Origin of the sequence: Rhizorhabdus histidinilytica (assembly GCF_900167915.1) — a bacterium.
GTDB classification, from domain to species: domain Bacteria; phylum Pseudomonadota; class Alphaproteobacteria; order Sphingomonadales; family Sphingomonadaceae; genus Rhizorhabdus; species Rhizorhabdus histidinilytica.
The window spans coordinates 1-22,007 of record NZ_FUYM01000002.1 but is presented as its reverse complement, the minus strand read 5'-3'; the positions used below and the strand labels follow the sequence as shown (position 1 = coordinate 22,007).

Below are 22,007 nucleotides of genomic sequence, written 5' to 3'. Positions count from 1 at the left end.
GATCGGCCAGAAATCAGACTATTGATATAATTCTTGCCGCGATATTCCATTTTCCGATACCAGGACGCCATGGCGTCGTTCGAACAATGGGCAAGGCTGCGGCACTTCCAGCTCGCCGTGGCGATTGCCGAGAATGGCAGCATCCTGCGCGCGGCCGGTGCGCTCGGCCTGTCGCAACCGACCGCGAGCAAGCTGCTTCAGGACCTTGAGGACAGTCTGCACGCACCGCTGTTCTTCCGCGGCAACCGCGGCGTCGAGCCAACCGAGCTCGGCCGCGAGTTCGTCCGCCACGCGCGTGTCATCCTCGCCCAGCTCGGCCAGACGTCGATGGCGTTGCAGGCGCTGTCGACCGGCGCCAGCGGCACGGTGGCCTTGGGCACGCTGCTCGCCGCGTCGAGCCACCTGCTCCCGACGACGCTGCTCCGGCTCCGCCGCACCCGGCCCAACATCAGCCTGCGCATCGTAGAGGGCACCAACGACCATCTGATGCCGCGCCTTCTGTCGGGCGAGCTCGACCTCGTGCTTGGCCGTCTGTCGCAGATCCGGCACCGCAACGACGTCGACCAGGAGCCGTTGCTCAGGGATGCCTTCGCGGTGGTCTCCCGCCGAGGCCATCCGCTCGCCGGCCGCGCGGGCGTGCCGCTGCACGAACTGCTCGGCTTCGACTGGATATTGCCGCCGCCCGAAACCACGCTACGTCGGCAGTTCGAGGCGCTGTTCCACGACGCCGGATTGAATTCCCCGCCGGCAGCGATCGAATCGATCTCGTTCCTGACGAACCACCGCTTGCTTCTCGACAGTGACATGCTCGGAGTCTGGCCCAGGCCGGTGATCGACCATGGCCCTGACCGCGACGGGCTGACCACGATCCTGCCGGCGGCGGCGTTCCCGGTCGGGACGATCGGCATCTCGCGCCGCAAGGGTACGCTGCTCTCGCCCGCAGCCGAAGCCGTGGCGGCCGAGCTGCGCGCCACCGCCGCCGAGCTCTATCCCGACGAGGCCGGCGATCAGCCGAAGTCGTCGTCGAGCGTATAGTCGGCCGGGTCGTAGACCTTGTAGGCGACGATCGTCTTGGTCTTGCGGATGTGCGGCAGCTTGAACAGCTTCGCGATCACATCCTCCGAAATGTCGCGCCGGTTGTCGATCTCGACCCGCAGCAGCAGGTCCCATTTGCCGCTGATCGAGCTGATGTCGCGGATATGCTCGATCCCGCTCTGCGCGAGGGCGAGGCCCAGGTCATGCGTCTTTCCGGGATCGGCCCGGACGAAAACGAAGAAGCGCTGCATCATGAAGGAACGTCCCTGCCCACCTGCGGTGGCGATTAAAGCATCGCCGGTCGGGTAAGGCGATAGCCCATCCAATTTTCCTGTCGACCGAGGACTTGGAGCATCGCGCTTTAATCTGGCCCGCCCATCCTGAGAGGCTGACCGGAAAGTGCCTTACCGCTCATCCTGAGGAGGGACTGAGCTTTGGCGAAGGCCCATATTGAAGGACATTCCAGCCTCGAACGCCCCTTCGAGACAGCATTTCGACTAGGCTCAATGCTTCCTCAGGGCGAGCGGGGACTTTTGCGTCAGACTCTCAGGAGACGGGCGCACCGAATTAAATGCTCGCTGTTCAGATCGCGGCGAGCTTCAGCCGGATCACCATCTGGACCGGATCGTTGCGGCGACGGACCTGACGGACCTCGCCGCCGCACTGGCCGGCGAAGTCGCTGGCCAGGTCGAGGGTGACCTGATCGACGGGCGAGCGCCGCATCGCCTCGGGCGGCATCCGTTCGCAGAGCAGGCGGACCGCCACCTCGCCGCCGTCGTGCGAGGCGTCGAGGACGATGCGTCCGGCGGACGCGCCGCCATCCTCCTCGCCGGTCGTCGCCAGCACGTCGAGGAGGGTGGCGACACCGATCATCTCGATCGCGCCCTGCCGCGCCGCCGCCGGAAAATCGAGCGCATCGCCGCGCAGCTCGATCGCCATGCGCGCGGCGCGGGCCTGCGGCCGCACCGCCGCGATCGCGCGTTCGAGCGCGCTGCCCACCGTCATCGGCCCCTTGTCGCGCGCATCGTCCCGGCCGAACCAGCGGAGCAGGCCGAGCATGCCCGCCGCCATGTCCGAATGGGTGCCGATCCGGGCGATCCGGGCGGTGAGCTGGGAGCGTTCCTCGGCCGACAGATCGAGCTGGTCGACGATATAGGCGATGTTGCTGTTCGCCATGATGATGACGTTCAGCGACTGGCCAAGATCATGTGACAGGCCCGGCGCGATCCGCCCGAGCAGGAAGTGGCGGGCGATCGCCCCGACGCGATCGGACCTTATCGGCAGCGTCGCGGGCCCGCCGCCCTCCACGATCACGGCGGCGATCAGGCAGGCGCCATAGAGCGTCGCCGCGACGCAGGCGAGCGCGAGAAGCAACGCGGCCCAGCCGGTCAGGCCCTGCGCGGTCGGCAGCAGCCCGATCGCGATTAGCAGCGGCAGCGCTGCCAGCGCCTGGATCGGCGGGCGCGATATAGCCAACGACCGGGGCACCGCCGCCAGGATCAGGCTGAGCGAAGCGAGCCACAATGCCGGGCCGGACGCGGCGAGATGCGTCGCGGCCCAGGCCAGCATCGCCAGGCCGAACGACACCATCCAGAGCCGGCTTCCCAGCCCGATGAGCGCTCCCGCGGCGGCCGCGATCAGAAGGTGCGACGGAAGGGAGGCGTCACCCCTGGCGGCGATGACGAGCGCCGCCAGCCCGAACGCGACGGAGAAGAGGAGACCGGGCCGTCGATGCAAGCAATCTCTCCGCCGTTCATCATGGGGAGAGCGACTGCCGGCGCCACCCGGCCGGGATGCTATCCGCAAACCCACCCCTTTTCCAGCGCGATCCGACTCGCCGCGACCAGAGGGGGCAGAAGATATCGGCGTCCGCGAGTCCCCATCCCTCGCGCGCGCATGTGATTCGCAGTGCGCTGCGCTGAGTTAAATCTAAGTTAAAGCCCCAATTGCAGCCACAGCGGTCCTATCCCTTTTGGAGAGAATTATATTCAGATCGGTTTCGAAACCGCGTTAAGCATGTTCCGGCTGCGGGCTTCCTCGCATTTTCCACCCACACTTCGAAAGCCGTTCACCAAGAAAATTAAAACCGGACCGGTTTCTTCTCAGCCACCCAAGGCCGGTTGAAGGCGATATTGTTCCTCCAGACCCGATGCCGGCCCGAAAACGGCCGGAAACCGCGTTTTGCGAAGTCGCAATTGCGTATCGGACATGGGGGGTTGCGTACCGATGGTTGGGACCAGGGCCAAGATCACCGTGGTTGCTGGACTGCTGTTCGCGCTGTTGTTCATCATCCTTGGCTTCCGGGAGCTCAGGCGTCCCTCCCCCACACGCCCGCTTCCGGTGGCGGCGATCGTGGACAGCAGCCCCCCAGCCGCCTTCGCGATCGCCGCCCGCAGGATCGAGACCGGCGAGACGCTCTCGCCGGACCTCGTCCGCAACGGGCCTGCGCCCAAGGCGCTGCAGGCCGCCACCGCCTCGCCGGCCGAGGTCATCGGCAAGGTCGCGACGCGGCCGATCGCCGCCGGGGCGGCCATCCCGCGCACCGCGATCGCCGCGGAGGACAAGCTGGCGCTGCGCGTGCCGGTGGGAATGCGCGCGATCAGCATCGACACGACATCCGAGATCGCAGTGGCGGGCCTCGTCCGTCCCGGCGACCGCGTCGACATCCAGGTCGTCTATCCCGGCTCGGATGCGATCGCGGGAATGCGCGGTTCGGGCAGCAGCCAGGCCGCGACCCTGTTGCAGATGGTCGAGGTGCTCGCCGTCGGCCAGGTCGTGATCGGCAGCGGTCCGGCCAATGAGGAGAAAAGCGGCTCGGCCTTCGAATCGCAGCCGGCCCAGGCCCGCAACGTGACGCTGGCGCTGACGCCGGCGGACGTCTCGACGCTGTCGCTCGCCAAGGCGCGGGGGGCGATCTACCTGTCGCTCCGCAATCCGGCGGATCGCGAGCTGGTCGGTCAGCCCGCGGCGAAGGCGCCGCAGATGGCCCAGGCTCAGGCGCAGACGAAGCCCGCCGCCCGCCCCCGCCCCGCGCGGCGTCCCAGGCCGGAGGCCCAGCAAATCGAGCTGGTCGTGGGTGACCAGCGCCAGATCATCTACTCAGGCGGGAGCGCAAGCAATTGACCCGGCTTCTTTCAACCGCGCTCGTCGCCGCCGTCGCCCTGCTCGGGCCAGCCTCCGCGACCGCCGCCGAGGACAGTCTGTCGCTCCAGCTCAAGGTGAAGCGCGTCCTCGACTATCCCAAGCCGATCGCGCGCATCCAGGTCGATCGCGAAGGCGTCATCGCGGTGCGGGCGCCGAGCCGCCGCTCGCTCGGCATCACCGCGATCGGAACCGGCTTCGCGACGCTGTCGGTGTTTGCCGCCGACGGATCGCTGATGGGCCGGACGGCGATCTCGGTCGGCCTGCCGGACGGCGCGACCGGTGAGGTGCGCAGCGACGAGGACGACGGATCGCTATCCGGTACCGTCGACGGCCTGGCGGCGCGCACCGCGCTCCAGCGGACCTCCGCCGACCGGACCCCGGCCAACGCGATCTCGGTGAGCGGGGAGCAGGTCGTCGCCGTCGACGTCCAGTTCGCGGCCGTTTCCTCTTCGACACTGCGCGCGCTGGGCTTCAACTTCTCCAAGCTCAGCGGCGATCTTCAGGGCGCGATCGTCTCGCCGGCGACACTGAACAGCTTCAACAGCACCTCCAGCGGCCTGTCGCTGGAGGCGACCGCTCCGCTGCAGAACGCCTTCAACCTGTTCCTCTCGGCGCCCAATCGCGGGATCACCGCGGTGCTGAGCGCGCTGTCGAGCAATGGCCTGTCGCAGCTCCTCGCCCAGCCGACCCTGCTGGTCCGGTCGGGCGAGCAAGCGAGCTTCCTGGCTGGCGGCGAGGTGCCGATCCCCGTTCCGCAGAACACCGGCAACGGCAACGGGATCGGCATCGAGTACAAGGAGTTCGGCGTCCGGCTGAAGGTCACACCCTTCGTGCTCAGCAAGGACCGCATCGTCCTGAAGATCGCCCCCGAGGTCAGCGAGCTCGACTATACAAACGGGGTGCGGCTGCAGGGCTATATGGTCCCCGGCCTGCGCCGCCGCTCGACAGAGACGACCGTGCAGCTCGGCAGCGGCCAGAGCTTCGTGATCGCCGGCCTGACCTACAGCAATTCGGTGGTGAGCAAGGAGAAGACGCCCTTCCTCGGCGATCTCCCGGTGCTCGGCGCGCTGTTCAAGCGTCAGCAGAACCAGCGCGAGAGCCAGGAGCTGATCATCGTCGCGACGCCGCGCCTGGTCGGCCCGATGGACCCCGGCCAGATCCCGCCGCTGCCCGGTACCACCAACGAGGTCGACCCGACGATCGGCGACATGATCGTCGGCACCGATGGTCTCGAACAGAGCAGGGCGCCGTTCGGCGTGGTGAGGCGCTGATGAGCACGATCACTCTTCTTTCGGTCGACCGCGACCTCGCCGAGCGGCTGTCCTCCGCGCTCGATGGCCGCGTCCCCGTCAACATGGTCCAGGCGCTCGAGCCAGAGATCATCGCCGCCCCGACCGTGATCGTGCTCGACCGTTCCGCGCTTCCGCCCGAACGCTCGCTGGGCAGCGCGATCACCACCGTCGCCGCCCAGGCCGGCGGCCGGCCGATCGTCCTGGCCAGCGAGGAGCGCAGCACCGAGATCGTCCTGCAGGCGATCCGCGCCGGCGCGAGCGACGTCCTCGCCCGCTCGATCAACGAGGCCGAGGCGGCCGAGACGCTGTCGCGGCTGCTCAACGGCGCGCTGGTCGAACGCGGCCGCGCCGCGCCGCTCACCATCCTGCTCGGATCGGACGTCGAGGCGACCGCCGTCCTCGCCACCGATCTCGCGATCCAGCGGTCGCAGGCGGGCGGCAACCATCTGCTGGTCGATTGCACCATGCCGACGAGCATCGCCGAATCCTACCTCGACGTGCAGGTCGGCTATGGGATCGCCACCGCGATCGCCGATATCGACCGGCTTGACGGGACGCTGCTCACCAACTCGCTCGCCCGGCACGAGGCGACCGGGCTGATGCTGCTGACCCTCGACGGCGGCACCGGCCAGGAACCCGCCGGGATCGCGGCCAACGACGTGACCCGGCTGGTCCGGCTGCTGCGCGCCAATTTCGACGAGGTCACGCTGTGCGCCGGCAGTCTGCGCCACCAGGGGCTGCTCCGCGAGCTCATCCGCTCCGCCGACCGGATCGAGCTGCTCTGCTCGCAATCGATCCGCGAGCTCGGTCTCGCCCGCCGGCTGATCGAGAAGCTCGAGCTCGACGCGGCGATGATCGAACGAATCCGCCTGCTGGTCTGGGACCATGACCCGCGCATCCTGCTCGACGGGCAGCGGGTCGCCCATGCGCTCGGCCTGACCCGGTCGATGGCCGTGCCGGTCGACCATGTCCGCCTGCGCAACGCACTCAACGCCGGCACCCCGCTGTCGGCCGGCGGCGCCACGCCCTATGTCGACGCGGTCCGCCGGGTCGCCGGCCTGCCGCCGGCCCAGCGCTCGCCGATCGAGCTCCAGGTCGATCGCCTCAAGGCGCTCGCCGGCCGGATCGGGATCGGACGATGAGCCTGCTGGTCGAGGATTTCGCGCAGCCCACGCGCGCCGCGGCGCCGGAGCCGGGCGCGACGGTCGTCGCGTCGCCGGTCAGCCAGCGGATGAGCGATGCCTATCAGCTCGCCAAGGCGCAGACCTATGCCCAGGTGATCGAGCAGCTCGAAGCGCGCGGCAACGCGGTCGACGGCGCGGCAAGCCGGCCGCTGCGCGAGGAGATCGAGATCGCGATCACCAGCCGCAGCCGCCGCGGCCAGCTCGCGCTCAACAGCGCCGAACGGCTGCTGCTGATCGAGGACATCGAGGACGAGGTGAGCGGCTTCGGTCCGCTCGCGCCGTTGCTGCGCGATCCGACCGTCGACGACATCATCGTCAACGGACCGCACCGCGTCTATGTCGAGCGGGGCGGCAAGCTGACCCGCGTCGAGACGCGCTTCCAGGATGATGTTCACCTGATGAACATCATCCACCGGATCGTCGGGCAGATCGGCCGGCGCGTCGACGAGGCGAACCCCTATGTCGACGCCCGGCTGGCCGACGGATCACGCGTCAACATCGTCATCCCGCCCGTCGCGATCGACGGGCCGATGGTGTCGATCCGCAAGTTCCGGATGCAGACGATGTCGATCGCCGACTTCGTCGAGCGCCAGTCGATGAGTGCGGACATGGCCGATTTCCTCGCCGCCGCCGTGCGCGGCCGGCTCAACGTGCTGGTCTGCGGCGGCACCGGCGCGGGCAAGACCACGCTGCTCAACATGCTGTCGAGCTTCATCGACGAGACCCAGCGGCTGATCACCATCGAGGACGCCGCCGAGCTGCAATTGCGGCAGAGCCACGTCGTCCGGCTCGAGACCCGCCCCGGCAATGTGGAGGGCAGCCGCGAGATCGGATCGCGCGAACTGCTGCGCAACGCGCTCCGGATGCGGCCCGACCGGATCATCCTCGGCGAGGTTCGCGGCGTCGAGGCGGTCGAGATGCTGCAGGCGATGAGCACCGGCCATGACGGATCGATGGCGACGATCCACGGCAATTCGCCGCGCGACGCCTTCTCCCGGCTGGAGATGCTGCTCGGCTTCGCCGGGTTGCAGAACGACATCCGCGCCACCCGCCGCTTCATCGCCAGCAGCGTCCACCTGCTCGTCCATGTCCAGCGGCTCACCAACGGCAGCCGCCGGATCATGTCGGTCACCGAGGTGACCGGCATCGAGGGCGACGCCTATTCGCTCAACGAGCTCTTCTCGTTCGAGGAGCAGCCGCCCATGTCCGGGCTCGGCGAGTTCCGCACCTCCTCCTATCGTCCGCATTTCGCGGACCGGCTCGGCGCCTACCGCGACGAGCGGCAGGACCAGCGGCTGTGGTGACGGGGATCGCCTTCCTGCTGCTGGCGGCCGTGCTGCTGCTGACAGCGGGCTATGAGGTGATGCTCGCCCGCTCGCAGGCGATCGCCCATCTCGACCGGCGGCTCGCCGCCCATCTGCGCGGCGCCGGTCCGGGGGCACTGCCCGCGCCCCAGCACACCATCCCGGTGCCCGACATCCTGGCGCCGCTGCTGGCGCGCGCGCAGATCGTGCTGACCAGCCGGCTGCTGCTCTCGGTCAGCGGCGCGCTCGCGTTCGCCGTGATCGGCGCGCTGATGGCGCTCGGAACGCTCGCCGCGCTGGTCGCGGCGACCGCGCTGCCAGGCGCGCTGCTCTTCTACCTGCGCCGCCGCGCCCGCCGCCGCACCGAGCAGCTGATCGAGGATCTTCCCTTCTTCATCGACGCCGTCCGGCAGCTCATCGCGGTCGGCAACTCGCTGCCGCAGGCGCTCGCCCGCGCACTGTCCGCTTCCTCGCCGGCGGTGCATGCCTATCTCGGCCCGGCGATCCGGCGGATCGAGCTCGGCGCGCCGCTCGGCGAGGCGTTGCAACAGGTCGCGGCCCGGCTGCACCTCACCGAAATCTCGATGCTGGCGTCGGCGATCCGGGTCAACATCCGCTATGGCGGCCCGCTCACCCATATCCTCTCCAACATCGCCGCGCTGATCCGCGAGCGTGGCCGCGTCGCGCGCGAGATCGCCGCCGCCACCGCCGAGGTACGGGTGAGCGCAAAGCTGCTCGCGGTGATGCCGCTGATCCTGGCGGCGTTCTTCCTGCTGTCGAACCACGCCTATCTCGACTTCTTCCTCGACGCGCAGCGCGGCCGGAACCTGGCGCTGGTCGCGGTGGCGCTCCAGATCGTCGGCGCGATCGCGATGGCGCGCATCCAGCGGTTGAGCTTCTGATGGGCGCGCTGGCCCTCCTCTGGTTCCTGCTCGCGGTCGCCGCCGCGGCGATGACCGCGCGGGGCATGGTGATGCTCTCCGCCCTGCAGCGGGTCGAGGCGCGCATCGCCCGGACCGTGTCGCCGCTGGCGGCACAGCCGCTGTGGGGCGGGCTCAAGCTCCCGCACTTCCTCGCCCCGCGCGGGCGCGACGGCAGCGAGATCGCCCGCGAACTGCGCGAGGCCGGCATCCACCATCCCCGCGCGATCGAATATTTCCTCTGGCTGCGGCTCGGCGCGACCGCTGCCGCCGGCTCGATCGCTGCGATCGCCAACCTGGTCTCGACCGGCGCACTGCTGTCGCGGCCGGTGCCGGTCATCCTCGCGGGCGCCGCCACCTATCTCCTGTCGAAACGGCTGCTCCATTTCCTCAAGGGCGTCCGGCAGCGCGCGATCACCGCCGAATTCCCCTTCCTGCTCGATCTCATGCAGATGATGCTCGAAAGCGGGCTGAGCCTCGACCAGTGCTTCCGCTCGATCGCCACCGAGGAGAGCGAGGCGACCCCGAAGCTCGCGTCGACCGTCCGCCGGCTGGTGTTCGATCTCGATCGCGGAATGAGCTACGACGCCGCCCTCGGCCGCTGGGCCGAGCGCACCGCGGTCGGCGGCGCCAAGGAGCTGGCGTCGCTGTTCCAGCAGGCACTGCTCCAGGGCACCGAGCTGGCGCCGGCGCTCCGCACCTTCACCCGCGAATTCACCGAACGGCGGATCGCCCATGCCCGCGAGAGCATCGGCCGCATCTCGGTCCAGATGGTGCTGGTGCTGATCGCCTGCTTCCTGCCCGCCATCTTCATCGTCGTGGGTGGCCCGCCCGTGGCGAGCCTGTTCGACATGATCCGATCGGAAGCGCGATGACCGTCAGGCCCCTTCTCCTGTTCCTGCTCGCGATCGCGCCCGCCGTCGCGCCTGCGGCCCCGGCCGCCAAGCCGGGCGCGCCGCAGACGCGCGGCCTCTATCTCCAGCTGATCGGCCAGGCCCGCAGCGACGGGCGGCCGCGCGCGGCGCTCGCCTATCTCGACGATTTCGACAAACGCTTCCCCGGCGACGTGGGCGCGCAGGTGTTGCGGGTGAACAGCCTGCTCGACCTGGGGCAGGTGGACGAGGCTGAGCGGATCGTCGCCGGTCTCGCCAAGGTCCAGGGCAATGCCACGGTGGACGCGGTGCGCGGCCATGCGCTCGCGGCGCGCGGCCATTGGCGCGAGGCGAGCGAGCGCTACCAGGCCGCGGTCGTGGCGAGCCCCGCCGATCCGCTGCTGCGCAACGCGCTCGGCTATGCCCAGCTTCGTGCCGGCTGGGGCGACAGCGCGATCGAACAGCTGCGCGGCGCCTGCGACCTCGCCCCCGGCGAGACCGTGATCCGCAACAACCTGCTGCTCGCTTATGCCGTCACCGGCCGGAAGCGCGAGCTATCCGCCGGCGTCCGGAAGGTCGGCAACCGCAAGGCGCAGGCCGAGCTGCTGCGCACCATCACCACCGAGGCGAAGCGCCTCGCCACCGAGACGGCCCAGCCGGGAAAGGAAGACGGACGATGATGGCGATCCTGATCGCGGCCGCCGCGACCGTCGCGGAGACGCCGCCACCGCCGCCACCCGCCCTCCACCGGGGCGTGGCACGGAGCGTGATCGAGAGCCAGCTCGCGACGCCGCCGCGTACCGGCGCCGGCGCCGGTCTCATCCCGGAGGAGGCCGATGCGATCATCCAGCGCTACATCGCCTCGATCGGCCAGAGGCTCGATCCCGACGAGGAGAAGGGGCCGCGATGATCGCGCGGCTCGGATCCCTCTGGTCCGACCGGTCGGCGGCCGTCGCCCCGATCGTCGCCATGCTCGGCGCGAGCCTGGTCTGCACGGCCGCGATCGCGCTCGACGTGGGCGCCTTCTATTCCGGCAGCAAGCGGCTCAAGGCCGCAACCGAGGCTGCCGCGCTCTATGCCGCGGGCAACCCCGCCAATGCGCTGTCGCGGGCGCAGGACTATCTCCAGCGCAACGGCTATCCGTCGAGCGTCATCCAATCGATCCAGGCGGGGCGCTACTGCCCCGACAAGGACCTCGCCCCGACCGGGCGCTTCTTCGCGAGCGCCGCGGCGAGCCCCTGCCCCGGCAACGGCCAGGCCAATGCCGTGCGGCTGAAGACCAGTCAGCCCAGCAGCCAATATGTGCTGGCGCTGCTCGGCAACGCCTCCCCCATCGCCGACCTGAAGGCGACGGCGACGGCGGCCAAGATCGACGAGGCGGGGGTGCAGGTGTCGTCGGGCGTGCTCGGCCTCAGCAACGGCGTGGTCAACCAGTTGCTCACCCTGCTGACCGGCCGGAACATCGCGCTCACCGGCGCCCAGATCACCACGCTGATGGGCAGCGACATCGACATGGGCCTGTTCATGGACCGGCTCGCCGTCCGCGCCGGCCGGAGCGGAACCTATGCCGAGCTGCTGAGCAGCCCGATCGCCTTTTCCGACGTGCTCGGCGCCGCTGGCGACGCCGCCGCGGACGCGGGCTCGACCTCGGTCAGCACGCTGCTGCTCAACCTCTCGGCGCAGGTCGGCAGCGGCTACAAGGTGAAGCTGACCGGCCTCGCCGACCTCGGCGTGTGGGAGAAGATGCCGGTCGGCAACGCCCGCGCGCAGACCTCGCTGCGCGCCGGGATCAACGCCTTCCAGTTGCTCAACTATGCGCTGCTCGCCGGCGGCCAGCCGCCGTCGCTGTCGCTCACCCCGGCGGTGCGGCTGGCGGGCATGGCGACCGATGTCCTGTCCAATCCGCGCTTCGGCTATGGCCCGGCCAACGAGACCAGCGCCTACACCGCCGTGACGCGGCTGCTTCTCGATGTGGACGTCAGCCTCAATGTCCTCGGGCTCGGTCCAGTCCTCAGTCTTCTCGGTCTCCAGACCTTGGCCAAGGTTCCCGTCCTCATCGAAATCGGCTCCGGTTCCGCGACCATAACGAACATCCGATGCACGTCCGAGGCCGATCAGGACTCCGTCGTTACGATCAATTCGCAGGCCAGCTTGCTGAAGGCCTATATCGGCGTGGCGCACAACAATCCTCTGGCGCTGCCGTTCAAGCCGCTCAGCAGCGCCGATTTCGACGAGGCCACCATATTGGGGGGAGTCCTCTCCCTGAAGGCGGCGGCCGAGGATCCCATCGCGGCGGCGCAGCCCATCACCTTCAGCCGTCAGAACGGAACCATTGGCCGGCCGGCTTCCGCCACCAAGCCTGGTATCGCCGGAGCCCCGGTCACGGTGGCCAGCGGATCGCAACTTGGGCCGCTCCTGACGACCCTTGGATCGAAAATTCAGGTTAGATTGCTCCGAAGCGACCTCGGCCTTGTTCTAAATCCTGTTCTGGCGGTCGTCGGACCTACCGTTGGCAATGTCCTCACCATCATCGTCGACCCGCTGGTCACCAACCTTTTAGCCACTCTGGGCATTCAGCTCGGCACCGCGACTGTCTGGGTCACCGGCGTGCGCTGCGGGGTGCCCGTGCTGGTCTGATCAAAGAATGGCAGCCGGCACCCTCCAGCCGGGAACTGTCGCGTAGGGATTTTGGAGGGGAACAGAGGAGACTCGATATGTTGAAGTGCGTTCGATCGACGATGAAGCGCCTCTCCCGCGAGGAAAAGGGTGCTTCGGCCGTGGAATATGCGATCCTGGTGGGCGCCATCGGCATCGCGCTGTCCGCCGGCGCCACCAATTTCGGCGAAGGCCTGTCCAACAAGCTGTCGGGCATGCTCAACGTCATCTCCTTCCCCGGCGATTCCTGATCGGGGAAGGTGACCAACTTGGTTCGTCTGGGAAACAAGGGCGCCGCGGCGATCGAATTCGCATTGATCGCCCCGGCGCTCATCATGCTGATGTTCGCGATCCTGGTCTATTCGACCTATTTCGCGACCTATATCGGGGTACGGCAAGCCGCCGCCGAGGGCGCTCGCGCGGCGCTTGCCGGCCTGAGCACCAGCGAACGGACCACGCTCGCGACCGCCCGGGCGCGGCAGGTCCTCGACGAATATGGCCTGATGCTCTCGGCCGGCAGCGAGCCCGACATCCGGGCCGGCGTCGGCACCTCGGGCAGCTTCGAGGTCAAGATCAGCTACGACATCAGCGGCAGCCCGATCATGCGCTACGGCGCGATCCTGCCCCTGCCCAATCCGACGATCACCTCATCGGTGATCGTGGGCAATGGAAGCTATTCGTGATCGGGGCCCAGATGGATTATCATACGATCGCGGCCGCCTTGCGGCATTTCCGTTACGGAAGGCAAGGCCGACGTCACAAGGAGTATTCCGTAGTTGCGGCCGGACGATTTCTAATCTCAGTCTAGGTTGACGCAAGGAGTCCCGACAGTCGAACCGGCATCGGACACCGACTTCTTGGGTAAGGGGGTAATCGGAGCTTATATCCGAGGAAGAGGGGAAACATGACGCTCTTTGACGTCGTACAGGCGGATGAGGTTGTTGAGGCCGTTCTCGTCATCGGGAATGATGTCGACTGGATCGACGAGTGCCAGTTCATGCTTCATTCGTTCGGATTTCCTTCCTTTGCGGCGCAATCTCCTGCCGAAGCCTTCGAAAAGATCGGCAACCGCTCGATTTCCACGCTGATCATCGATCAGAACCTGCCCGGCCTCGACGGCATCAGCCTGGCCGAGGATCTGGCCGCCCGGACCGCCGACGAGGGGCGCGAACTGCGCTTCATCATGGTCGCCGAACATGCGACGCTCGACCTCGTCGTGGCGGCGGTGCGGGCATCGGTGGTCGACATCCTCCAGAAACCGATCACCCGCGACGACCTTCGCAACGCGCTGTTGCGCGTGCGCGGCATCAAGCCCGAAAGCTCGACCCGCAAGGCGCTCGCCTCGCAGCTCACGACGCTGAGCCTCGAGATTCAGCGCCTGTCGAATCTGATGGACGAAGCGCTGCCATCCTTCGGCAAGAGCGCTCCCGTTCCCGAGCCGGCGTCGGACGAGCCGGTGAGCGCGGAATTCGTCCGCGACCTGCTTCGCAAGGAAGCCAAGCGCCGGGCGCTGCTCGACGGCCGGCTGTTCGGCGACTGCACATGGTCGGTCCTGCTCGACCTGCTCGCCGCCAAGCTTGACGGGCGCGAGGTCTCGGTCTCCAGCGCATGTATCGCATCGGGCGCGCCGACAACGACCGCGCTGCGGCTGATCAATCGGCTGGTAGGGGACAATATCCTCGAACGCCTGCCCGACGCGCAGGACCGCCGGCGCGACTTCCTGCGGCTGAGCCCCGATGTCGAGAGTTCGCTGCTCGCCTATCTTGCCGATCTCAGGAAGAACTGAGCCCTAAAGAGGGACTCCACGCAGGACATCGCCAGTTCCCATCGTCATTCCCGCGAGAGCAGGAAGCCATGGACGGCGGCACCTCGCCTCGAACAGCGCCCCTTTCCGTGGCTTCCCGCTTTCGCGGGAATGGCGAACATGGTCGTTCACGCTGCCCGCGTCATTCCCTCCTGTCGGGCATCGCGGAGGCGGCGTCCCAGTTCCGCCAACAGGCTGTCGACATCGACATCGCCGCCGACCGACAGGCTGACGTCGACGACGCCGCCGCGACCATGCCGCATGACGCCGACCTTGGTACCGCCCGCCATCAGCGCCACCGGCTCGGGCTTCGAAGGTTCCGACGTCGCCGCCTGGCGCAGCCGCGACAGCACCGCCGCCGCCGCGATCAACGGCTGTTTATTGGCGGTCCGTTGCTGCTGCTGCGCGGCGATCGCCACGGCCGCCTCGATGATCGCGGCGCGCAGCTCAGGCCGACGGAGCAGCGGGGTCAGCACTTCCGAGTGCCGTACGCGCAGTTCGGTACGCGCGGGAAAGGCGTCGACCACCGCCTCGGGCAGTTGCGCCAGCGACAGCAAGCGGCTGAGCTGGCTGTTCGACAGGCTCAGCGCCTGCGCCATCTTCGACTGGACGCCGCCATAGAAGCGGTCCACCGCCGCCTGATAGCTGCGGGCGCGATCGATTTCGGAGATGTCGGCACGCTCGCGGTTTTCCAGATCGGCGATCCGGAAAGCCTCCTCGTCACTGACATCAACGATCAGGGCACTCAACCGAAGCTCCGGGCGTCCATTGTGGTTGAGCCAGTCGACGGCGAAGCGCCGCCGGCTGCCGACCAGCAGTTCATAGGGAATCTCGGCGCCGTCGCGCGCCCGCCGGACCAGCACGGGAATGCGATTGCCGCCTTCCGACGCGATGGACTCGATCAGGCTCCGGCACCCCTCGGGCGTCAGCCGCGGGACGTCGCGTGGATTACCGTCCCAGACCACGCATTCGGCGGGCTGGAGCATCACGATCCCGGTGCTGTCGCCACCGCTCCGCACCGCTCCGGCGAGCCGCGCGTCGAGATGGGCCAGGTCGCCGCCCTCCCCCGTCGGCCCCGCCTTGTGCGCGGTGCCGCCGCCCGAGATATCCCCGAAGATCTCTCTCATGAAATTGCCCATACCCCCTCCGGAACGCAGATGCGTGATGCGCTACGCAACATAATGGCGCGTGGCGGGGGGAGAATGCCGAGATCGATCCGATCCGGTTCCATGAGAGCGCAGCTTTGCGTATCCGCAACCTGCACGGAAAGCGCGGACCCGGTGCTGGGATTCCCAATTCACCGACAGCCCTGATCGGCGATGAATGATGAAATGTCCGATCCGATCGAGAATCTTCCCGGCCCGACAAGATCAGCTAACCATATCCTTCAAAAATAACCATTTATTTACCAGAAAAACAGGGTCCAGATCGGTTCTTATCGAAAATTCCCGCGACGTCTCCGATCGACGCCGACAATCTCGACTGGAACAGTGTGATTTCCGTCCGCTTTTTGCTTGCTGAATAGGGAACAGCTCCGAAAATCCGGGCCGGACTGCCCCTGCCGGGCGGCGCCGCCGGCCTATCCGCCCTTTCTTCCCGGCGGCATCGATTCCGCCTTGTTTTCCCGGATGATCGCCAGGGACCGTCGCCCAGGGCGAAGCGTGACCGGCAGTGGTCGGATTCCATCCGCTCCGGTTGTTGTTCCGCGTGAAAGCGACGGTGATTGCGGTACCGCCGATAGCGGCAGGGGCGCTCCGGGAACGGCAGCATCGTCTGCCCTGTATGTGTAATCCGTGGAGTGCTTGAGCGATGAAGCCGCGTATAGCCCTGGCCCTGCTCGGGCTGAGTCTCGCCTCACCGCTGGGAGCCCAGGCTCCCGCTGCAGCCGACATCCAGGCCGACCGCGCGCAGGCGCCGGTCATCGATCGCGATCGGACCGATCGTGTCGTTCCGACTCTGCCGGGTGTGCCGCGCGTCTCGATTCCCCGGCCTGCCTTCAACGTCGCCGCTTCCGCCGCGGCGGTGAACCTGACCAATATCCGTTTCGCGGGAAGCTCGCTGCCGCTCGCGACGCTGGAGGCGATCACCACCACCTATCGCGGCCAGGCACTCACCCAGGACGTGCTCAAGGCGATCGTCGAAGCGGTCGGCAAGGTCTATGCGCAGAGCGACATCGCCTTCTATTCGGTGGCGATCCCCGCCCAGCGGCTCGAACAGGGCGTGCTGACGGTCCAGCTGGTCGAAGGCGCGGTCAAGCAATATAGCATCAAGGGACTTCCCGACGACGCGCCGACCGAACTCGTCAAGGCGCATATCGCGCGGATCATGCGCAGCACGCCGCTGCGCAAGAGCGTGCTCGAGCGAAGCCTGTCGCTGATGCGCGACATGCCAGGCCAGACGGTCGAGGCGTCGGTGCGGCAGCTCGACGCCGCCGGCTCGCTCGCGCTCGATCTCACGCTTCGCCGCCGCCCTTTCCATCTCGGCATCGCGATCGACAATAACGGCGTGAGCAACGTGACCAGCGCTTTCCAGGCGCAGGCGACCGTGACCGCCAACAATCTGCTGCGCGAAGGCGACACCACCAAGGTCAGCGCCTATCTGCCGCTCCATCCCGATCGCTACCAGTTCTACACGGTCAGCCATGCGACGCCGATCGCCAGCAACGGCATGACCGCGACCGTTACCGCGGCGCGTCTCAAGTCGCAGTCGCGCAACGCCACGCTCGGCGACATCGACGGACGCGCGACCCTGGCGGGGATTTCGCTGAGCTATCCGGTGATCCGCTCCTACAAGACCAACCTGTCGGTCAGCGCCTCGCTCGATGGTATCGACAGCAGCAACTACTATCTCGACACCCGCTTCGGCGACTATCGGTCGCGCGCGATCCGGCTCGGCGCGAGCTTCTCGCGATCGGCCGAGAAGAGCGGCTATGCGATGACGGCCGTCGTCAGCCGCGGCCTCGACATTCTCGATGCCAAGGCCTTCGCAGGCTTCACCGAAAAGGACTTCACCAAGGTCAACGTCCAGACCGTGGTCGTCAACGCGATCACCAAGAACCTGATCGCGAAGCTGACCACCAATGCGCAATATAGCCGCGACAAGCTGCCGGTCACCGAACGGCTTGCGCTCGGCGGCTCGGGCGCGGGACGCGCCTTCCGTGTCGGCACGGTGACGGCCGATCGCGGCGCGACCGGCACCGCCGAACTGAGCTGGACGCTGCCCCTGCCGAAGAGCCGAATCAAGGGCACGTCGGTTTTCGCCTTCGTCGACGGCGGGCTTGGACGGACCGAGGCACGCCCCTTCTACGGCATCGCCGCGGAGAAATTCTCGCTCGCGTCGGCAGGCGGCGGCGTCCGTCTCCAGTTGGGCAAGGTGCGCCTCGGCGTCGAGGTCGCGGTTCCGATCGATCGCCCCGGCCCGGGCTACAGCCGCAAGGCCCGGCTGTTCGGCAGCTTCGGATATGGGTTCTGACATTTTTGCGGATACGCAAAATCGATAGCGAGGCGCTGCGATGAACAATGTCTGGGAGGTTTGGACATCGGCGCTGTCGCCTGACGAGTGCGACCACATCATCGAGCGCGGGCTGCGCTATGCGCCGCAGACGGCGACGGTCGGTTTCGCCAAGGATACGAGACAGGACGACGGCTATCGCTCCTCGGTGGTGCGCTGGCTCGACACCGGCGCGGAGCAGGCGATCGTCGCCCGGCTGATGAGCTTCGTCGTCTCATCGAACCGTACCAATTTCGGTGTCGACATCGTCGCCCCCTTCGATCTGCAGTTCACCGAATATCATGGCACCAGCCATGGCAAATATGACTGGCATCAGGACGTATGGCTGGAATCGACCCGCCCTTACGACCGCAAATTGTCGCTGGTGGTCCAATTGTCGGACCCGTCCGATTATGAAGGCGGCGCCTTCGAATTCTTCGGGCTGCAGCACCCGGGCGCCCTGTTCGCGCCGCGGGGCAGCCTGTTGATCTTCCCGTCCTGGATGCAGCATCGCGTGCTGCCCGTCACCGGCGGCGTCCGCCGCAGCCTCGTTTCCTGGGTCGAGGGGCCCCGCTGGCGCTGATCGCGGGGTCCGGGGCGGCGTGCCCGCCGATGCCGGGCGTGGCCGCCGCGCTCGTCGTCGCCGTGCTGGCGATCCTGCTGGCCTGCGCCATCGCCGATCTCCGGTCGCGCATCATCCCGAACCGCCTCGTCGTTCTGATCGCGCTGCTGGCGGCACCCTATTGGCTCGCCGCGGCGCCCGATCTCCTCGCCCGCCTCATCGGGCAGGCGGTGGTGATCGCGGTCGCCTTCCCCCTGCTCCTGTTGCTGTTTGCGATCCGGGCATGGGGCGGCGGCGACGTCAAGCTGAGCGCTGCGCTGCTGCTGTGGCTTCCGGGAAACGAAGCGCTGGAAGCGGCCGCGATCATGGCCGTGACGGGCGCGATCCTCGCGCTGCTGATCCTGCCGTTCGGCAGGCGCGCGACCGCACGGGGCGTGCCCTATGGCGTGGCGATAGCGATCGCCGCCGCCGTGCCGCTGGCCGGCCGTCTCCCCTTCATGATCTGAAACGAAAGCCGCCGCCGCTATAGGGAGCGGACGGCGGCTTGGGGTTACGCAAAGCTACGGGAACAATCCCGCCCTGCTGAACAACGAACGCTGCCGGGTCCGCTTGGGGTGGACGGACAGACCGGAGATTTTGCCGGGAGCAAAGCTTCTCCGAAGCGTTCCTTGGGGCAATCCCTGAAAGGGGATCAGAAGGGCAGGACGTAAAGCGCGATCCAGGTGGCGAGGACGAGGGTGAGGCTGAGGATCACCATGCGGTCGATCCCGTCGGCGAGGCTCGATACCGGTCGGAGCGCGGGGCCGGTGGGGATCCGCATGATCTCCACCGCCTGGGCCACCCCGCCCCCGACGGGGCGGGGGATCGGCGGCGGGACAGGACGGCTTTCGCCGACCGACGCCCGCAATTCGCTCTCGGTGAGCGGAACGAGCAGTCGGCAGCAGGCCTGCCCCGCCTGGATCCATAGCACCCGAGCGTTGCGCAGGCCGATCAGCGGCAGATCGAGGCAGACGACCGAACCGACATGGACTCGATCGCTGGGCCCGTCACTGCCGCCTTCGCGAGAGGCGTCTTCGCCCTGGAGGTCGACGATGCAGTCCCCCCTCGACAGAAGGCGGCAGGACGGAAAGCGCACCGGCGAGGACAGCCGTTCGTCGAGCAGTTCGCCGCCGCGCTTCGAGGAGATTTCATTGAGCATCTGATGGACGCCTCTGATGTAGGGGTTGCTCCCGGCCCGCCCATGGGAGGCGGGCCGGGAGGCGGTCAGGAGCCCCTGCCCAGCAGGCCACCGAGCAGGTTGGTGACCGGGGCGAGAGGTCCTGCCGGTCCGGTCGGCGCGGTCCCCCCCGCTCCACCGAGAACCGATCCGACCAGACCGGTGACGGGCGCGAGGACCGCGCCCGGATCGGCCGGCGAACCACCCGAGGCTCCGCCGAGAACCGAACCGACGATGCCCGTGACCGGCGCCAGGATGTCGCCCGACCCGGACGGCGAGCCGCCTGTACCGCCGCCGAGCACCGAACCGACCACATTGGTCACCGGGGCGAGGATGTCCCCCGGGCCCGACGGCGATCCTCCGGTTCCCCCGCCGGTGTTGGCGAGCGCCGAGCCGACCGTCGAGACCGCGGTCTGGACGATATTGGTGACGGGCGCGAGCGGACCGGTCGGAGTGAGCAGCGGCCCCGCGACCGGGGTCGCGAGCGTGTTGACCGTGCTGACGATCGGGTTGGCGATCGTCTGGACGGTCGAGGTCAGCGCCGCGACCGGCGGCGCCAGCGTCGAGCTGAGCTCGCCGACCGTTCCACCCACCTGCGGCCCGAGCAGCGCGCCGGTCAGGTTGACGACCGGCTGCAGGCCCGCCTCGACGCCGGGCGCCGTGTTGGCCAGGCCGAGGCTGACCACCTGCCCACCCGACAGGAGGCCGGCCGTCGCCAGCGTGCCGGTGACCGGCGTAGCGCCGGCCGGGCCGGGCAGCAGGTTGAGCCCGACCAGCGTATCGCCGGTCGATGCGCCGCTGAGCTTCGAGCCCGCCAGGTCGATCCCCGCAAGCGGTCCTGCGAAGGCGCCACTCTGCGGCGTGCCCGGCAGGTTGCCGACCACCCCGTCGAGCAGGCCGGTCACCGCCCCCGTCAGCGGCGCGAGCGCGCCGTCCGATCCGACGAGCGGGTCGGTGAGCGGCGAGAGCGCATTGTTGGCCGCGCCCAGCACCGGCGACAGGATGCCGTCGACCGCGCCGGTGACCGGGCTCAATGTCGGCGCGAGCCGGTCCGTCAGCCCGGTGACCGCATCCCCAATGGGCTGGCCGGCGACGGCGCCAACAAGCGAGCCGACCGATGCGAGGCCGTCACTGAGGCCCTCGGCGCTGGTCGGCAACTTGACGTCGGCGACAGTGCCGTCCCCGGTCAGCAGGTCGACGGTGGCCAGGGTCCCGGTCGAGGGTTCACCGCCCGGCAGGATATTGGCGCCGATCAGCGTGCTTGGTCCGGTCGGGCCCAGCGGCGAAGTGCCGCCGATCGAGATGCCCACCGGTGTCCCCGGAGCCGCCGAGGGACCGCTCGGCCCTGTCGGGTCGGTCGGACCAGTCGGTCCGCCAGGGCCAGTCGGGCCAGTCGGGCCGGTTGGTCCCGTCGGCCCCGTGGGTCCCGTCGGGCCGCCCGGACCAGTCGGTCCGCCAGGACCGGTCGGTCCGCCAGGTCCGGTTGGTCCGCCAGGGCCGGTCGGCCCGGTGGGTCCCGCAGGCCCTGTCGGTCCGGTAGGTCCAGCAGGTCCCGTCGGACCGCTGGGCGAGGTCGGGCCTCCTGGGCCGGTCGGACCGCCGGGGCCGGTGGGGCCGGTGGGGCCACCCGGACCGGAGGGACCGTCGGGGCCGGAGGGGCCCCCGGGGCCGCTCGGGCCACCTGGGCCGCTCGGATCAGACGGTCCACTCGGGCCCGACGGTCCACTGGGGCCAGACGGTCCACTGGGGCCGGACGGCGAAGTCGGGCCGGCGCCCTTGCCGATATCGAAGCCGATACCGTCGGAGCAGGCGGAAGCGAGAAGCAGGATCGACAGGGCGCTCGCACTCAGCAGGCGCCGCCTGACGGAATGCGGATAGGCGGAATTCGACATGATCTTTACCCCAATTGACGTCGCATGACGAAGGGCGACGCCGCTTTCTAGGCAGCGGACGGGGTGTTTTCGCTGTTCAACAGAAACCGATACGGCGGCATCCCACGCGATCCGCAGGGGTCAACGTTCTGTGAAAAATGAGCGACGCAGACCCATCGCCGCAATGCGGCTTCACAGCCTCGCAAAGCTCGGATGGGAGGAGATCATCGTCCGAAAAGTCCGTCGGTGCTTTCGCAAAGCTCCCATACGGGCCGCTGTCGGGGTCAGGTTCAAACCGGATGCAAAAGCCGCGTAAGACTACGCTCGGCCAATCCCGGCAAACGCCACGAAGCGCCATCGGGCCAGTGTCGCGCCGCCGGGCCGGCCACTGGCGGCCATGTCCGCTCATCGCAGTCGATTTGCGTGTACGCAAAGGGCGCAACGATGCCGCCTTTCGCGTTAAAGGGCGGCGGCGACTGGGGATATGGGTGCGAGCGGTTGCGGCCCGCGAGACGGAGTGTCTGGCGGGGTGGTGGTGGTATGTGCGTGTTGTGTTTTGCTGGTGGAGTGTTGGTTGCGGGGACAGGATTTGAACCTGTGACCTTCAGGTTATGAGCCTGACGAGCTACCGGGCTGCTCCACCCCGCGACACTTGGGTT

At 68.2% G+C, this 22,007-nt stretch carries 22 protein-coding genes and 1 tRNA gene; 17 read left to right on the top strand and 6 right to left on the bottom strand.

The genetic code is table 11. From position 1 onward, the window contains the following. Positions 1 to 69: 69 nt before the first annotated feature. Positions 70 to 1,035 carry a LysR substrate-binding domain-containing protein gene (locus B5X82_RS03855; RefSeq protein WP_079646740.1) on the top strand — a complete coding sequence of 322 codons (966 nt, stop codon included), beginning with the start codon at positions 70 to 72 and terminating at the stop codon, positions 1,033 to 1,035. Here the strand turns inward: B5X82_RS03855 and B5X82_RS03850 are convergent. Both B5X82_RS03850 and B5X82_RS03845 read right to left on the bottom strand, forming a co-directional pair. After that, on the bottom strand, positions 1,008 to 1,289 hold the full coding sequence (locus B5X82_RS03850; protein ID WP_012049702.1) for an Lrp/AsnC ligand binding domain-containing protein: 282 nt from the start codon (positions 1,287 to 1,289) through the stop codon (positions 1,008 to 1,010). The genes B5X82_RS03855 and B5X82_RS03850 overlap by 28 nt on opposite strands. 328 nt (positions 1,290 to 1,617) lie before the next feature. Next, positions 1,618 to 2,772, bottom strand: a complete 1,155-nt coding sequence (locus B5X82_RS03845) for a sensor histidine kinase (protein WP_079646738.1) — start codon at positions 2,770 to 2,772, stop codon at positions 1,618 to 1,620. 489 nt (positions 2,773 to 3,261) lie between these two features. Between B5X82_RS03845 and cpaB the strand changes: the two genes are divergently transcribed. From cpaB to B5X82_RS03785, 12 genes are all read left to right on the top strand, one after another. Then, positions 3,262 to 4,158 carry a Flp pilus assembly protein CpaB gene (gene cpaB, locus B5X82_RS03840; protein ID WP_079646737.1) on the top strand — a complete coding sequence of 299 codons (897 nt, stop codon included), beginning with the start codon at positions 3,262 to 3,264 and terminating at the stop codon, positions 4,156 to 4,158. Next, positions 4,155 to 5,450 carry a type II and III secretion system protein family protein gene (locus B5X82_RS03835; protein WP_079646736.1) on the top strand — a complete coding sequence of 432 codons (1,296 nt, stop codon included), beginning with the start codon at positions 4,155 to 4,157 and terminating at the stop codon, positions 5,448 to 5,450. Before cpaB ends, B5X82_RS03835 begins: the two co-directional genes overlap by 4 nt. Further along, positions 5,450 to 6,613 carry an AAA family ATPase gene (locus tag B5X82_RS03830; protein WP_079646735.1) on the top strand — a complete coding sequence of 388 codons (1,164 nt, stop codon included), beginning with the start codon at positions 5,450 to 5,452 and terminating at the stop codon, positions 6,611 to 6,613. Before B5X82_RS03835 ends, B5X82_RS03830 begins: the two co-directional genes overlap by 1 nt. Continuing rightward, the gene (locus B5X82_RS03825) at positions 6,610 to 7,959 is read left to right on the top strand and encodes a CpaF family protein (RefSeq protein WP_079646734.1); all 1,350 of its coding nucleotides are present in this window, start codon (positions 6,610 to 6,612) and stop codon (positions 7,957 to 7,959) included. Before B5X82_RS03830 ends, B5X82_RS03825 begins: the two co-directional genes overlap by 4 nt. Beyond that, positions 7,956 to 8,861, top strand: a complete 906-nt coding sequence (locus B5X82_RS03820; protein WP_223811043.1) for a type II secretion system F family protein — start codon at positions 7,956 to 7,958, stop codon at positions 8,859 to 8,861. Before B5X82_RS03825 ends, B5X82_RS03820 begins: the two co-directional genes overlap by 4 nt. Next, entirely contained in the window at positions 8,861 to 9,754 is an 894-nt protein-coding gene (locus B5X82_RS03815) for a type II secretion system F family protein (RefSeq protein ID WP_079646732.1), read from the top strand. The genes B5X82_RS03820 and B5X82_RS03815 overlap by 1 nt, the downstream gene beginning before the upstream one ends. After that, positions 9,751 to 10,431, top strand: a complete 681-nt coding sequence (locus B5X82_RS03810; protein ID WP_079646730.1) for a tetratricopeptide repeat protein — start codon at positions 9,751 to 9,753, stop codon at positions 10,429 to 10,431. Before B5X82_RS03815 ends, B5X82_RS03810 begins: the two co-directional genes overlap by 4 nt. Next, entirely contained in the window at positions 10,428 to 10,661 is a 234-nt protein-coding gene (locus tag B5X82_RS03805; protein WP_079646728.1) for a hypothetical protein, read from the top strand. The genes B5X82_RS03810 and B5X82_RS03805 overlap by 4 nt, the downstream gene beginning before the upstream one ends. After that, positions 10,658 to 12,388: a TadG family pilus assembly protein gene (locus tag B5X82_RS03800; RefSeq protein ID WP_079646726.1), complete on the top strand. Its 1,731-nt coding sequence runs from the start codon at positions 10,658 to 10,660 to the stop codon at positions 12,386 to 12,388. The genes B5X82_RS03805 and B5X82_RS03800 overlap by 4 nt, the downstream gene beginning before the upstream one ends. Positions 12,389 to 12,465: 77 nt before the next feature. Further along, entirely contained in the window at positions 12,466 to 12,657 is a 192-nt protein-coding gene (locus B5X82_RS03795; protein WP_079646725.1) for a Flp family type IVb pilin, read from the top strand. A gap of 18 nt (positions 12,658 to 12,675) precedes the next feature. Further along, positions 12,676 to 13,089: a TadE family protein gene (locus tag B5X82_RS03790; protein ID WP_223811044.1), complete on the top strand. Its 414-nt coding sequence runs from the start codon at positions 12,676 to 12,678 to the stop codon at positions 13,087 to 13,089. 221 nt (positions 13,090 to 13,310) lie between these two features. Beyond that, the gene (locus B5X82_RS03785; RefSeq protein ID WP_079646723.1) at positions 13,311 to 14,192 is read left to right on the top strand and encodes a response regulator; all 882 of its coding nucleotides are present in this window, start codon (positions 13,311 to 13,313) and stop codon (positions 14,190 to 14,192) included. Between the two features lie 146 nt (positions 14,193 to 14,338). Here B5X82_RS03785 and B5X82_RS03780 read toward each other — a convergent pair whose 3' ends face one another. Next, positions 14,339 to 15,337, bottom strand: coding sequence for a ParB/RepB/Spo0J family partition protein (locus B5X82_RS03780; protein ID WP_235862588.1), 999 nt, complete (start codon positions 15,335 to 15,337; stop codon positions 14,339 to 14,341). Between the two features lie 682 nt (positions 15,338 to 16,019). On the opposite strand from B5X82_RS03780, the gene B5X82_RS03775 reads away from it, so the two are divergent. The 3 genes from B5X82_RS03775 to B5X82_RS03765 are packed head-to-tail and all read left to right on the top strand — an operon-like array spanning position 16,020 to position 18,767. Further along, entirely contained in the window at positions 16,020 to 17,681 is a 1,662-nt protein-coding gene (locus tag B5X82_RS03775) for a ShlB/FhaC/HecB family hemolysin secretion/activation protein (RefSeq protein ID WP_079646721.1), read from the top strand. 40 nt (positions 17,682 to 17,721) lie between these two features. Beyond that, positions 17,722 to 18,282: a 2OG-Fe(II) oxygenase gene (locus B5X82_RS03770; protein WP_079646720.1), complete on the top strand. Its 561-nt coding sequence runs from the start codon at positions 17,722 to 17,724 to the stop codon at positions 18,280 to 18,282. A 29-nt stretch (positions 18,283 to 18,311) separates the two neighbouring features. Beyond that, positions 18,312 to 18,767, top strand: coding sequence for an A24 family peptidase (locus B5X82_RS03765; RefSeq protein WP_079646719.1), 456 nt, complete (start codon positions 18,312 to 18,314; stop codon positions 18,765 to 18,767). 185 nt (positions 18,768 to 18,952) lie between these two features. Here B5X82_RS03765 and B5X82_RS03760 read toward each other — a convergent pair whose 3' ends face one another. Further along, positions 18,953 to 19,459, bottom strand: coding sequence for a hypothetical protein (locus tag B5X82_RS03760; RefSeq protein WP_079646718.1), 507 nt, complete (start codon positions 19,457 to 19,459; stop codon positions 18,953 to 18,955). Between the two features lie 65 nt (positions 19,460 to 19,524). Next, a complete protein-coding gene (locus tag B5X82_RS27010; RefSeq protein WP_176152459.1) occupies positions 19,525 to 20,787 on the bottom strand; it encodes a hypothetical protein in 1,263 nt (420 codons plus the stop codon). A gap of 2 nt (positions 20,788 to 20,789) precedes the next feature. On the opposite strand from B5X82_RS27010, the gene B5X82_RS27285 reads away from it, so the two are divergent. After that, complete coding sequence (locus tag B5X82_RS27285; protein ID WP_176152458.1) at positions 20,790 to 21,017, top strand: hypothetical protein; 228 nt, start codon at positions 20,790 to 20,792, stop codon at positions 21,015 to 21,017. A 902-nt stretch (positions 21,018 to 21,919) separates the two neighbouring features. On the opposite strand, the gene B5X82_RS03745 is transcribed toward B5X82_RS27285, so the two are convergent. Further along, positions 21,920 to 21,996: transfer RNA gene (locus B5X82_RS03745), tRNA-Met, on the bottom strand. Between the last annotated feature and the right edge of the window lie 11 nt (positions 21,997 to 22,007).